Below are 13,590 nucleotides of genomic sequence, written 5' to 3'. Positions count from 1 at the left end.
CGCGATGCCCGCTGCACCCTGGCAGGTTTCGCTGCGAAACCGCCCCCGCGCATGATCAATGCAGATATTTCCCTGTTGCGGCAGCCCGTCAGTTCGCAGCGGACTCCGCGCTGGCCTCACACTCTCTGGCCCCTTCGGCGCAGCATTGCTTGCGGAACTGGCTGGGCGTTGCGCCCTCGCGCTGGCGGAAGGCGCGCTCAAACGCGGAGACTTCGGAATAGCCCAGCCGCTCCGAGATGTCGTGCAGCTGCGCGCCCGGGGCCAGCAGCATGCGCTTGGCGATCTCCATCCGGCAGCCCGCCAGCAGCCGGGAGAACTTCTGCCCCTCATCCTCCAGCCGCCGCCGCAGGGTGCGGCGGGACATGCCCAGGGCGGCGGCGATGGCGGTCTGCTCAAAGCTCTCCCGCCCGATCCGCATCAGCAGCTCGCGGCGCACCCGCACGGTGACCGGCGCGTCGCGCTCGCTTTGGCGGGCGGTGCGGACAATTGATTGCGAGGCGGTTTTAAAAGCCGGGTTTTCGCTGTCCGCCAGCGGCAGATCCAGCAGCCCGGCGGAGAACACCAGCGTGTTCGAGCCCGCGGAATACTGCACCGGGCAGCGCGGTCCGGCGCTGCTGCGGCTGTGCAGGGCGCTTGATTCGTGCTCCAGCGACAGCAGCTCTGGCCGCCAGTCCGGTCCGGTGGCAGACCGGATCAGGCTGTGGAACACCGACAGCGTCAGCTCTGCATCCTGCTGCCGCGGCCAGATGCGGGTGTCGAGAATCCGGTAGGTCAGCCGCGCCTTGTCCCCGTCGACCGTCAGCCGCAGTTCGGAATCGCTTTGCACCATCGGAAAGGCGCTGCGGAACAGTGACAAGGCAGCCCCCAGCGTTGGTGCTTGCATGATATATTCCCCAAGCGTGCCAAGGTTTTGCAGGTTGAAGACCGAGCCGACCCGCCAGCCGAAATCGGGCAGGCCAAGCTGTTCGGAGGCGTGCTCGCAGAAGTCGACGAATTTCTTCAGGCCGATCTCGCCCTCAAGGTCCTGCTGGCTGATCCCGGCGTTGCGGGAGATCGACGCCGCATCGCCGTTCATGAACTCAACGGCCCGCAGCGGGTCATTCAAAGTGGAGGCAGAAATCCGGGGCTGGTAGTTGTGTGGCATCGCGCATTTCCTCAGGATTGCGCCAGAATACCGCAAAAATCTGCCATTCCAGAAAAAATGCCGCAGACCGGGCCAGAGCCGCCGATTCTGTCCGGAAATGTCGGGTTGTTGTCCGGAAGTGTCCGCCACAAGAGGCGGCCCGCCGGGGCACCTTGGATAAATGGCACCTCAAATAGGCACCTTTGATATAGTGATCGCAGGCGGCGGCCCGGCCGGGTCGGTGGCGGCGGTTCTGCTGGCGCGGGCCGGATACCGGGTTGCGCTGGCCACCCTGCCGCCGCGCGGGCCGCGGTATGAGGGCATGTCCGCCCGCGTCGCGGCGATTCTGGCGCGGCATGGGCTGCCGCTGGCCGGGATCGGTCCGGCGGCGCAGCGCCATGTCAGCTGGGGTGCGTTCCAGGGCGGCCAGAACAGCGAGCATCTGGCCGACCGCAGCGCCTTTGACGCCGGGCTGCTGGAGGCCGCGCGGGCCGAGGGCGTCAGCGTAATCTATGCATCGGTGTCCAGCGTGCGGCCCGATGCCGGTGAAATCCGGCTGGCCGATGGCACATGCCTGTCCGCCCGGCTGCTGTTTGAGGCCCGCGGCCGCCGGGCGCCGCGCCAATCCATGAAAATCAAGCGGACAGAACTGGCGGGGCCGGACACGATTTCGGTTGCCGGGTTTGTGCCGCCGCAGGCGGGAGATATGACCACGCCGCGGATCGAGGCCCGGCCCGGCGGCTGGGTCTGGTCGGTGCCTGTGGACCGGGATCGGCTGTGGCTGCAGGCGGTGGGTGCTGCGGACTCGCTGGGCCGGACGGGTGGCAAAACGGCTGTGGCGGCGCTGTGGAAAACCGTTCTGGGAGAGACCCCGCTGCCGCGCCGCCCCGTTGTTCATGCGATTGCGCCGCGGCTAGCGACGCCGGATCTGGACCCGCGCTGCCCGCGGCTGGGCGATGCGGCGGTGGCGCTGGATCCGCTGTCGGGGCACGGGATGTTCTGGGCCGTATCCTCGGCGCTGATGGCGGTGCCGGTTGCGCGGGCGCTGCTGGCGGGGGAGGCCGGTCTGGCCCGCGACTTCTACCGCAACCGGGTGGCGGAGACGTTTTGGCGGCAGGCCCGGGTGGGCCGGGACTTCTACCGCGAGGCGGGGTTTCAGACGCCGTTCTGGCAGCAGCGCGCCGCCTGGCCGGACGCGGCTCCGGCGCATGATACGGACATCCGCCCTCACACCGCGATGCGGGTTGTGGTGCAGGACGGGCATCTGGCCCGGCGCGAGGTGCTGATCACCCGCGATGCCCCCGGCGGCGCGGCTTTTGCTGCCGGGCAGGAGATCGTGCCGCTGCTGCGCCGCCTGAACGGGCAGCCACTGCCGGATGCGGCCCGCTTTCACAGCGCGGTTCTGCCCGAGGCCGCGCCGCAGGCGGCGCGGGCAATCCATCAATGGCTTTTGTCACAAGGCTTTACCGAGGGGGCGCAGATCCCCTGGGACACTGCAAACAGGGAGACTGATCCATGCAACTACGACCCCGCGGCCTGACGGCTGCACTTCTGATCTCAGCGGCGGGCGCGATGCCGGCAATGGCCAGTGAGGAGCTGCTGAAAAACGCCTGCTCCAGCTGCCACACGGCGGAGGAGGGCGGGCTGAGCCGGATCAGCGGCCAGCGCAAAAGCCCTGAGGGCTGGATGATGACCATCGTCCGGATGCAGCAGGCGCACGGGCTGGAGATCAGCGCCGAGGACCGCCGCGGCATCGTGCAGCATCTGGCGGACACCCAAGGGCTGGCGCCTGCTGAGGCCGCACCGTTCCGCTATGCGCTGGAGAAAGACCCGAACGCGCAGGAAAGCTTTGACGAGCCGTTTGCCTCGATGTGCGCGCGCTGCCATACCGGCGCGCGGGGGCTGCTGCAGAACCGCACCGCGGAGGAGTGGGAGCTGCACATGGACTTCCATGTCGGCCATTTCCCTACCATCGAATACCAGGCGCTTGGCCGCGATCGGGAGTGGTACAAGATCGCGCGGACCGAGATCGCCAGCTATCTGGCGGAGCAGAACCCGCTGGAGACGGCTGCCTGGACGGACTGGCAGGCGGCGGACAAGCAGCCGGTGGCGGGCGACTGGGTGGTGATGACCGATCTGCCCGGCATCGGCGAGGCCTATGGCAAGCTGACGGTCACCGGCGATGCCTCGCCCTATCAGGTCAGTGGCGAGTTCGTGACGGCGGATGGCACTGCGCATCCGGCGTCGGGGCAGATGAACCTGTACACAGGGTATGAGTGGCGCGCCAATCTGGACATCGGCGGCACCGCCTACCGCCAGGTGCTGGCGCTGTCGGAGGACGGCAACAGCCTGCAGGGCCGCCAGTTTGATCGCAGCAATGATGCCCTGGGCGCGCCGCTGAGCGGTGTGCGGGACGGGGCCGGCAGCGTCATTCTGGGCACCGTTCCCTCTGCAGTTCCGGCGGGGGAGGCGCAGGTGCAGGTGGTTGGCACCGGGCTGGACGGGCTGGACACATCCAGCGGCGAGACAGCAGCGAACACCTATGGCGCGGCGCTGTCGCTGGCGGCTGAGGGCAATGGCGTCGTGACCTTCAGCGCGGGCGGGGCAGAGGGGCAGATCGCCCATTACACCTCGCTCGACAGTCTGAAGGTGGAGCCGGAGTTCACCATCGCCCGCGTCGGCGGCGGCAGCGAGGAAGGCCCGGCCGCGGTGCCTGCCTACTTCAACGCGGTGGGTATGTGGAACGGCCCTGACGGCGAGGCCGGGACCGAGGACGATGTGCGCATCGGACGGGTCGAGGCGCAGTGGACCGTGGCCAACGCGCATGAACATGCGGCCCACATGAAAGATACTGAATTTGCAGGGAAAATGCAGCCAAGCGGGATCTTTGCGCCTGCAGTTGCCGGACCCAACCCGGACCGCCCATTTAGCGCTAACAATGCGGGCGAGCTGACCGTGCAGGCGAAAGCGATGGGCCAGCAGGCGGAGGCGATGCTGATCGTCACCGTGCAGCGCTTCATCGACCCGCCGATCCGCTGAGACAGGGGGAGAAATCATGAAAGACTTTCACTATCAGCCGGCCAATGCGCACCGGGTAGAGGTCGAGGGGCGGGAGGTTCTGTTCCATGTGCCCACCACCTCGATCTTCGAGATGGACGGGGTGGACCGCGGTATCCTCGACTATGCGGCGCAGGAGCAGGCGTTCTCATTGGACGAGTTTGAGGCGCGGTTTGCAGCCGAAGATGCGGCGGCGCGGCTGGATGGGCTGGTGCGGCTGGATATCGTCAACGACGGGCGCCCGCTGCAGCCGGAACGGCCGCCGATCGAGATCGAGACCTTCCCGCTGACCACCATCGTTCTGAACGTCAACACCGGCTGCAACCTGGCGTGCTCCTATTGCTACAAGGAGGATCTTGCGGTGCCGTCGAAGGGTCAGAAGATGGCCTTTGACACCGCGCGGAAGTCGGCGGAGATGCTGCTGGCGGAGAACCCGGACCGGGACAGCTATAACATCGTGTTTTTCGGCGGCGAGCCGCTGTCGAACCTGCCCTTGATCCGGCAGGTGGTGGAGTGGGCCGAGCCGCATTTTGCAGCACTTGGCAAGGCGGTGAACTTCAGCCTGACGACCAATGCGACCTTGCTGACCGAGCCGCTGATCGACTGGCTGGACGACCATCGCTTTGGCCTGACGGTGTCCATCGACGGCCCCAAGGCGCAGCACGATCTGAATCGCAAGACGGTGGGCGGCAAGGGCACCTATGACGCGGTGGCCGCCAAGGCGCGGCTGCTGCTGTCGCGCTACACGTCCAAGCCGGTGGGCGCCCGCGTCACCCTGACGGCGGGGGTCACCAATATCGTCGAGATCTGGGACCATCTGATCAACGATATCGGTTTTGCCGAGGTGGGGTTCTCGCCGGTCACCTCGGGGGAGATGGATGCCTTCAACCTGAATGGTGCTGAGCTGCTGGAGGTGTTCGAGGGCATGAAATCCCTTGGCAGGCTCTATGTCGAGGAAGCGCTGAAGGGCCGCAACATCGGCTTTTCCAACATGCATCAGATGATGAACGACCTTTACGAGGGGCGCTCCAAGGCGCTGCCCTGCGGGGCCGGGGTGGGGATGCTGGCAGTCAATCACGACGGCGCGCTGAACCTGTGCCACCGGTTCACCGGATCGGAAATGGACCAGTTCGGCACCGTCGATGAGGGCATCAAGCGCAAGGAGCTGTCGGGGTTCATCAAGGCACGCTCCGACCGAACCGAGAAGGGTTGCGCCACCTGCCGGATCCGCAACCTGTGCGCGGGGGGCTGCTACCACGAGAGCTATGCCCATTTCAGCGACCCGATGATGCCGACCTATCACTACTGCGACCTGATGCGCGACTGGATCGACTTTGGCGTCGCCGCCTATGCCCGGCTGATCGCCCAGGCGCCGCAGTATTTTCACCAACATGTTGCGCCGAGGAGGGCGTTTGGAAAATGAAACCGCTCAATCAGAAAGCCGAACGCGTCCAGCAGGCTGCGGCCCAAGGCCAGATGGAAGAGGTCCGCGCGATGCAGACCGTGACCGCAGGCTGCGCCACCACATTCGACCCGGGCTGGGAGGTCGATCCCTTTGGCGGGCTGGCCGCGCTGTGCCAGCCGATGGAGGCGGATCTTTACGGCTGCTCCGACCCCTGCTGGTGGCCTGCGCAGGTGCCCGACATCATGGTCAACCACCCGAACTGGGACGAGGGCGCGCCCAATGCCGCCAAGGACTGGCGCGCGCTTGGCGCCACCTATCCCACCGACGCCGAAACCTGAGGAGACCCGCATCATGAAATCCGCGCTTTTTGCTGCTGCTGCGTTTTGCGCGTCAGCCCTGCCGCTGGCCGCTGGCGACCTTCTGGTGACGGTGGCCCGGCCCTCCAGCCTCTATGTCTTTGATGCCCAGGACCGCTCGGTCAAGGCCGACTGCGATCTGGGGGCGAATGTGACACCGGGCGTCATAGCCATGTCGCCGGACAACCGCATTGCCTATGTGCTGCTGAACCATTGGCAGGACGTGGTCGGGGTTGATATCGAGACCTGCGAAAAGGTCTTTCACGCCGCCCAGTCGGAGGGCGAAGTGACGCGCCGCTCCTTGGCGTCGCTGGCGGTGTCCAAGGACGGCAGCCAGATCTACACGGTGCGCAATCCGGTGCGCAAGAAGACCGACCGCTATGAGGTGATGCAGCCGGAGTTTGCCGTCTATGACGCGGGTGCCGGGCTGGAGGCCAAGCCGTCCGCCACCTTTGAGGCGCCGCGGCGGTCCACCCTGATGGCGAGCGACCGCAACGGGCAGGTCTATGTTGCCGGGCATGAGATCTACCGGGTCGATCCCACCAATGGCGACACTGAGGTGGCGATTGCCAACGCCAGCTGGGACCGCCCCACCTACAGCCCTCCGGATGTGCTGGCGTTCTGGCCCACCGGCAGCCAGAACGACGAGATGCTGCTGATGTACACCGCGGCGGTGTTTACGGACGAAACCCAGCAGGAGATGGCGGATTTTGTTTGGGGATATCAGTCCGTTGACCTGACCACGGGGGAGACGGAGATCGCCGATTTCGCCTCCTTCGAAGTGCTGATGTTCTCGGCCGTGCGCAGTGCAGTGGATCCCAAGCACCTGTACGGCGTCTATACCCAGCTGTCCAAGCACAATCTGGAAACCCAGGAACTGGTGAAGCGGGTGGACCTGCCGCACACCTACTACGTCATCAATGTCTCCAGCGACGGGAAGGAGCTCTATGTCGCGGGCACCAATGACGACATCGGCATCTACGACAGCGAGACGCTGGAGCGGGTGGGCGAGATCCGGATGCCGTCGGGCGGGGATATGTCCGTCTCCACCCTGCATGTCGTGCCGCAGGAATGAGCGGGCCTGCCGCAAAACTCTCCTCCCAGCCGGGCGGCGGTGCTGCCGCCCGGACCTGGCCGCGCCTGCCATCGCGTGCGGGCGCGGCGCTTTTCACGCCTGCCACGGCGGTTTGGCTGCTGCCGCTGTTGCGGCCGCACCGGCGGCGGCTGGCGGTGCTGTTGCTGATCAGCTTTGCTGCTGCCGCGATTGGCCTGCTGCCGCCCTATATCAGCAAGCTGGTGATCGACCGCGGGCTGATGGCGGGGGATGCGGCGCAGCTGGTGATCTGGTCGCTGGCGCTGTTCGGGATCGGCCTGCTGGCCACCGGCACAGGCGCGCTGAGCAATATCCTGCACATGCGCGCCTCGGTCCGGATGCTGGCACGGATGCGGCAGCGGCTGCTGTCGCGGCTGGCTGCCAAGCCTGCGGGGTGGTTCGCCAGCCAGCGCGCCGGTGAGCTGCTGGCGCGGGTGGATGGCGACGCGGCGGAGGTGCAGAAGTTTGCGTTTAACGCGGTGCTGGGCGGCTCCTCGGCGCTGATCCGGCTGATGGGCGGCTCGGCGATGCTGATGGTCCTGGACTGGCGGCTGGGGCTGCTGACGGCATTGCTGGCCCCGGCGGAGCTGGCCTTTCTGATCTGGGCGCGGCCCCGGACCGAGCGGCGAGCGGCAGCGGTGCGCGAGATGCAGGGGCGGTACAGCGCGGGGCTGTCGGAGACTCTGTTCGGCCTGCCTGCGCTGCAGGCAGCGCGTGGAACGGCGTGGGCAGAGCGGCGCAGCCTGCGGGATCATGCCGGGCTGAGCCAGAGGCTGATCGCCCAGAACCTGTGGGGCGAGTTCACGCGTGCGGTGCCGGTGCTGCTGTCGGCGCTGACCCGGTCGGCGATCTTTCTGGCGGGCGGGCTGATGGTGATCCGGGGCGAGTGGCCGCTGGGGTCGCTGATCGCCTTTGTGGCCTATATGGGCTTCATGACCGGGCCGATGCAGTCGCTGTTGGGCCTGTGGCACGCGCAGGCGCGGGTCAAGGTGGCGGCGGCGCGGCTGGATGCGGTGATGCAGGCGGATGGCCCCGCCCGGGCGGCCGGTTTTGAGCCGGCCGGGTATGATCTGCGGCTGGCGGGCGTGACCGTTTCGCGCGGGGCGGCGCCGCCGCTGGGGCCGCTGACCCTGACCATTCCCGAAGGCGCCAGGGTGGCGGTGAGAGGGGCAAGCGGCGCGGGCAAGACCTCCCTGCTGGCGGTGCTGTGCGGGCGGGCGCGGCCCGTGGCCGGGCGTGTGACCCTGGGCGGTGCGGACCTGGGCCTGCTGGGCGGCGCCGGCTTGCCGGAGCGGGTGGTCTATGCCGGGCAGCGGCCCTTCACCCTGCGGGCCAGCCTGCGCGACAACCTGTTCCAGAGCCGCGCCTTCTGGGCCAAGCCTGAGAATGAAGCGCAGGTCCGGGCGCTGCTGGAGCTGTTTGGCTTGGCGGACAGGTTCCGCGGGGCAGGCGGGCTGGACACCACGCTGGGCGAAAGCGGGTTGACCCTGTCGGGCGGCGAGCGGCAGCGGCTGTGCCTGCTGCGGGCGCTGCTGCAGCCCTTTGATATTCTGATCCTGGATGAGGCGCTGTCGGAGGTGGATCCTGCCACCGCGGCCCGGATCCTGGCCCATATCGACGCGGTGTTCCCCCAGGCCACCCGCATCCTGACTGCTCACGGCGGCGCGGCGGCGGGCGGGGATTTCGACATGGAGATCGACCTGACGGAGGGGCTGGCATGACCCGCGCGCCGCTGATTGCGCTGGTTGACGGGCCGCTGGCGGCGGAGACCCCCGGCCTTGCCGCCCGGATGGACCTGTGCGAGCTGCACCCGCGGGCAGCCGAAAGCCCTGCGGCGCTGCATGCCAGCCACATGGCGGCTGCCATCCATACTAATGCGCCCGGGGCCCGCTTCCTTGGGCTCAGCATCTTTCCGGGGCGGCTCGCCACCTCGCTTGCCACCGTGGCAGAGACGCTGCGCCTAGCCGCGGAGTCGGAGGCGGAGATTGTCCATTGCTCCTTTGGCCATGCGGAGGCCAGCCCGCTGCTGGCCGAGGCGGTGGCGGCGGTGCTGGCGGCGGGCAAGCGGCTGGTGGCCTCCGCCCCGGCGCGCGGGGCATCGGTGTATCCGGCGGGGTGCGATGGGGTCCTGTCCGTTCAGGGCGATGCCCGCTGCGCGCCCGGCCAATGGTCGCGGCTGGACCTTCCGGGGGCGCGGTTTGGCGCTTGTCCGGGCGGTCCCGGCGCGCCGGTGCGCGGCGCCAGCCTGGCGGCGGCGCATTTCACCGGGCTGCTGGCCCGCGCCTGCATGGACGGCGGGGCAGGGGAGATGCTGCAAGCCCCGTCCTTCACGGGCCGCGAGCGCATCGGGGCAGGGGGGCCGCACGCTGCATGATCTGCTTTGAGAACTGGAACAGCACCCTGCGGGCCAATTGCGGCCATTACTATGCGACACCGGAGCGGGCCGCAGGGACTTGGGCGGGAACCTTTGACCTGCGGCAGCGGAGCGGCGTCGATGTGGCCGAGGTCCGCTGCCCGCCGGCCCGCATCGAGCGCACCCGCAAGGGTATCCTGCGCGACGATCAGGAGCATTTCTTTCTGCTGCGCCAGCTGGAGGGGGAGACCGGCGTCCAGCACGCGGGGTGCGAGACGGTTCTGACGCCGGGGGAGTTCCTGCTGCTGGATTCCACCCGTGCGGCGGAGCTGCGCGTCAGCGGCCGGCCCGCGGCGTTTCTGTCGGCGCATCTGCCGCGGGCGCTGGTGCTGGAGAGGCGGCGGGAGATGCCCGCGGCGGGCCGCAAGATCGCGCCGCCGCATCCGCTGCACGCCAGCCTGTGCGGGCTGCTGGATGGGACCGGCGCGGAGGACAGCGCCGGCTATATTTTTGACCTGGTGCCGCTGGCCTTTGCCGCCGGTGCGCGCCCGGGGGCGGGCAGCCTGGGCAGCCGCAAGCACCGGTTCCGGCTGGTGCGCGAAACGCTGGAGCTGCTGAGCGGCGATCCTAGGCTGACAGTGGATACGCTGGCCGCGCGGACCGGGCTGTCGCGGCGCCAGCTGCAGCGGGAGTTTCAAGAGAACGGCACCACCTTCACCGACTGCCTGATCCGCACCCGGCTGGCCGCGGTCGCGGGCAAGCTGCGCCATGCGGCGCGGCAGGGCGCCCGGGTGCCGATTGCCCAGATCGCCTATGGCGCCGGGTTTGGCGATATCTCGCATTTCAACCGCACCTTCCGCCAGCAGTTCGGCTGCTCGCCGCGCGGGTTCCTGAGCACCTGCACTCTGGGCGGATTTTTGGCGCAGGACGCAAACTCTTTGGCACCCATCCCCAAGACCGCGCTGCCGGGGCGTGGTTGTCTTCTGCAATCAAACCCGGCTGACGGATAAACAGGGAGAACGGCAATGGAATACCGCATGCTGATCAACGGCGAACAGGTTTCGGCGGAGCGCATGATCGAGGTGATCAACCCGGCAACGGAGGAGGTGTTTGCCCGCGTGCCGCATGCCTCTGAGGCGCAGATGAACGAGGCGGTTGCCGCTGCCAAGGCTGCGCAGAAAGCCTGGGCGGAGACACCGATGGCTGAGCGCCGCGCCAAGGTTGAGGCGCTGGCCGCTGCGATTGGCGAGGAGGCGGATGAGCTGGCGCGGCTGATCACGATGGAACAGGGCAAGCCGCTGCCTGAGGCGCAGGGCGAGGTGGCTTGGTCGCAAGGATACCTGGCGCATACCGCAACGCTGGAGCTGCCGGACCGGGTGATCCAAGACGACGCGGAATTCCGGATTGAGACCCGGCATAAGCCCTTAGGCGTGGTGGCGGGCATCATCGCCTGGAACTTTCCTCTGCTTTTGTGCTGCTGGAAGATCGGGCCTGCGCTGATGGCGGGGAATGCCATCGTGCTGAAGCCTGCGCCCACGACCCCGGTTGCGGCGTTGAAGCTGGGCGAAATCTGCGCCCGGATCTTCCCGGCGGGCCTTGTGAACATCATCACCGATGCCAATGACCTGGGCCCCAAGCTGACGGCGCATCCGGATGTGGCCAAGATCGGCTTTACCGGCTCGTCCGAGACCGGCAAGCGGATCATGGCGAGTGCGGCGGACACCATGAAGCGGGTGACGCTGGAGATGGGCGGCAACGACCCGGCGATCGTGCTGCCGGATGTGGATGTGAAGGCGGCTGCGGAAAAGGTCTATGGCGGCGCGTTCCTGAATGCGGGGCAGGTCTGCCTTGCAGTGAAGCGCGCCTATGTGCACAGCGATATCTACGAGGCGTTCTGCGGCGAGCTGGCCGCGCTGGCCGAACAGGCGGTGGTCGATGACGGCATGAAGCAAGGGACAACAATTGGCCCGATCCAGAACAAGGCGCAGTTTGACAAGATCAAGGGCTTCCTGGAGGACGCGCGCGCCTGCGGGCAGATCATTGCGGGCGGCAGCGCCAAGGACGGCCCCGGCTATTTCGTGCCGCCCACCATCGTGCGCGATGTGACCGACGGCCAGAAGATCGTCGACGAGGAGCAGTTCGGCCCGGTCCTGCCGGTGATCCGCTTTGACGATATCGACGATGTGGTCGCGCGGGCCAATGCCTCCGATTACGGGCTGGGCGGATCGGTGCATTCGGGCGATACTGCCAAGGCCACCGAAATCGCCGGGCGCATCGAATCCGGCACCATCTGGGTGAACCAGCAGCTGAACATCGGCCCGCATATCCCGATGGCGGGTTTTAAGGGCTCTGGCCTGGGGGTGGAACAGTCGGTCGAGGGGCTGGCGGAATACACCCAGATGCAGGTGATCAACGTCGCCCGCAGCTGATCGCGTTTGAACCCTGGCCGGGCTGCCGTTGCGGCGGCCCGGTCCGCTTATCCAGCTGAGGACACCCATGACTGACCCGCACCCTGATCTTACCGCCCCGATTGACGGCCTGTCGCATGTGCGGGGGCCAAGCGCGCCGCCGCTGCAGCATATCACCATCCCGGCGCTGCTGCAGCAGGCGGTGGAGCGGCACGGCAACCGCGAGGCGCTGGTGCTGACGGACGCGGGTATCCGGATGACCTATGCGGAGATGGCGCAGAAGGCGGATGAACTGGCGGCGGGGCTGCTGGCGCTGGGGGTTGTGAAGGGCGACCGGGTCGGGATCTGGTCCCCGAACCGCTGCGAATGGGTGCTGACCCAGTTCGCCACCGCCCGGATCGGCGCCATTCTGGTGACGATCAACCCGGCTTACCGGCTGGCGGAGCTGGAATATGCGCTCAACAAGACCGGCTGCAAGGTGCTGATCGCGGCGGCAAGCTTTAAGAGTTCCAACTATCTGGGCATGATCCGCGAACTGGCGCCGGAGCTGGCCTCCGCTGCCCCCGGCCAGCTGGAGGCGGCGCGGCTGCCCGCTTTGCGCCATGCTGTGGTGATGGCGGCGGATCCGGGGCCGGGCGTTCTGCCCTTTGACACCCTGCAGGAGATGGGCGCGGGGGTGGAGACAGCGGCGCTGGACGCGCTTAGCGCGGATCTGGCACCGGAGGAGGCGATCAACATCCAGTTCACCTCTGGCACCACGGGGCTGCCCAAGGGCGCGACGCTGACGCATTTCAACATCGTCAACAACGCCCGGTTCGTCACCAGCCGGATCAAGCTGACGGAGGCTGACCGGCTGCTGATCCCGGTGCCGCTGTACCATTGCTTTGGCATGGTGATGGGGGTGCTGGGGGCGGTCTCCAAGGGCGCGGCGATGATTTTCCCCGGCGAGGCGTTTGAGCCCGCCGCGGTGCTGGACGCCGCCGCCGCGGAACGCGCCACCGCGCTTTATGGCGTGCCGACGATGTTTGTCGCCATGCTGCAGGAGCTGGACCAGTCACCCCGCGATGTGTCCTCCCTGCGCACCGGCATCATGGCCGGCGCGCCGTGCCCGATTGAGATTATGCGGCGGGTGAACCGCGACATGCACATGCAGGAGGTGACGATCTGCTATGGCATGACCGAAACCGCGCCGGTGTCCTTTCAAAGCTTCACCTCTGATCCGGCAGAGAAACGCTGCACCACCGTGGGCCGGGTGCATCCGCATCTGGAGGTGAAGGCGGTGGATGCCGGGGGCCGCACCGTGCCTGCGGGCGAACGCGGCGAGCTGCTGGTGCGCGGCTATTCGGTGATGCAGGGCTATTGGGACGACCCCGCCGCGACCGGCGAGGCGATCCGGGACGGCTGGATGCGCACCGGCGATCTGGGCACCTTTGACGATCAGGGGTTCTGCAGCATCACCGGGCGGGTGAAGGACATGATCATCCGCGGCGGCGAGAACATCTATCCGCGTGAGATCGAGGAGTTTCTGATCCGCCACCCGGATATCGCGGATGCGCAGGTGTTCGGGGTGCCGGATGAGAAGTTCGGCGAGCAGGTCTGCGCCTGGGTGGTGCCGGCGGCGGGCGCCAGCCTGGAGGAAGAGGCGGTGCGCAGCCATTGCCGCGGCCAGATCGCGCATTTCAAGATCCCGCAGCATGTGCGGATCGTGGCTGAGCTGCCGATGACCGTCACCGGCAAGCCGCAGAAGTACCGGATGCGGGACGAGATGGTGCGGCAGCTGCAGGCCGGCTGAGCC

The 13,590-nt window shown here is 67.5% G+C and carries 11 protein-coding genes; 10 read left to right on the top strand and 1 reads right to left on the bottom strand.

Annotation, left to right across the window (positions count from 1 at the left end):
* Nucleotides 1-88: 88 nt before the first annotated feature.
* Entirely contained in the window at nucleotides 89-1,144 is a 1,056-nt protein-coding gene (qhpR, locus tag CAER_RS0106695) for an AraC-like transcriptional regulator QhpR (protein ID WP_027234620.1), read from the bottom strand.
* Nucleotides 1,145-1,304: 160 nt separating this feature from the next.
* Between qhpR and qhpG the strand changes: the two genes are divergently transcribed.
* The 10 genes from qhpG (at nucleotide 1,305) to CAER_RS0106645 (ending at nucleotide 13,587) form a co-directional block, all read left to right on the top strand.
* The gene (gene qhpG, locus CAER_RS0106690; RefSeq protein ID WP_027234619.1) at nucleotides 1,305-2,663 is read left to right on the top strand and encodes a flavin-dependent monooxygenase QhpG; all 1,359 of its coding nucleotides are present in this window, start codon (nucleotides 1,305-1,307) and stop codon (nucleotides 2,661-2,663) included.
* Nucleotides 2,639-4,162 (top strand): quinohemoprotein amine dehydrogenase subunit alpha, encoded by a 1,524-nt coding sequence (gene peaA / locus CAER_RS0106685; protein ID WP_027234618.1) that lies wholly within the window; start codon nucleotides 2,639-2,641, stop codon nucleotides 4,160-4,162. The genes qhpG and peaA overlap by 25 nt, the downstream gene beginning before the upstream one ends.
* A gap of 16 nt (nucleotides 4,163-4,178) precedes the next feature.
* Entirely contained in the window at nucleotides 4,179-5,603 is a 1,425-nt protein-coding gene (peaB, locus tag CAER_RS0106680; protein ID WP_027234617.1) for a quinohemoprotein amine dehydrogenase maturation protein, read from the top strand.
* Nucleotides 5,600-5,923 (top strand): quinohemoprotein amine dehydrogenase subunit gamma, encoded by a 324-nt coding sequence (gene qhpC / locus CAER_RS0106675; RefSeq protein WP_008558561.1) that lies wholly within the window; start codon nucleotides 5,600-5,602, stop codon nucleotides 5,921-5,923. Before peaB ends, qhpC begins: the two co-directional genes overlap by 4 nt.
* Nucleotides 5,924-5,936: 13 nt before the next feature.
* Nucleotides 5,937-7,016, top strand: coding sequence for a quinohemoprotein amine dehydrogenase subunit beta (peaD, locus tag CAER_RS0106670; RefSeq protein ID WP_027234616.1), 1,080 nt, complete (start codon nucleotides 5,937-5,939; stop codon nucleotides 7,014-7,016).
* Nucleotides 7,013-8,755 (top strand): ABC transporter ATP-binding protein, encoded by a 1,743-nt coding sequence (locus CAER_RS0106665; RefSeq protein WP_027234615.1) that lies wholly within the window; start codon nucleotides 7,013-7,015, stop codon nucleotides 8,753-8,755. Before peaD ends, CAER_RS0106665 begins: the two co-directional genes overlap by 4 nt.
* A complete protein-coding gene (locus CAER_RS0106660) occupies nucleotides 8,752-9,408 on the top strand; it encodes a S8/S53 family peptidase (RefSeq protein ID WP_027234614.1) in 657 nt (218 codons plus the stop codon). The genes CAER_RS0106665 and CAER_RS0106660 overlap by 4 nt, the downstream gene beginning before the upstream one ends.
* Nucleotides 9,405-10,397: a helix-turn-helix domain-containing protein gene (locus CAER_RS0106655; protein WP_027234613.1), complete on the top strand. Its 993-nt coding sequence runs from the start codon at nucleotides 9,405-9,407 to the stop codon at nucleotides 10,395-10,397. Before CAER_RS0106660 ends, CAER_RS0106655 begins: the two co-directional genes overlap by 4 nt.
* Nucleotides 10,398-10,412: 15 nt before the next feature.
* Nucleotides 10,413-11,816: an aldehyde dehydrogenase family protein gene (locus CAER_RS0106650; RefSeq protein WP_027234612.1), complete on the top strand. Its 1,404-nt coding sequence runs from the start codon at nucleotides 10,413-10,415 to the stop codon at nucleotides 11,814-11,816.
* A gap of 67 nt (nucleotides 11,817-11,883) precedes the next feature.
* Nucleotides 11,884-13,587: an AMP-binding protein gene (locus tag CAER_RS0106645; protein ID WP_027234611.1), complete on the top strand. Its 1,704-nt coding sequence runs from the start codon at nucleotides 11,884-11,886 to the stop codon at nucleotides 13,585-13,587.
* Nucleotides 13,588-13,590 lie beyond the last annotated feature (3 nt).

It is taken from the genome of Leisingera caerulea DSM 24564, assembly GCF_000473325.1.
GTDB lineage: Bacteria > Pseudomonadota > Alphaproteobacteria > Rhodobacterales > Rhodobacteraceae > Leisingera > Leisingera caerulea.
The sequence above is the reverse complement of the archived record's forward strand: the minus strand, read 5'-3'. Positions and strand labels throughout refer to the sequence as shown.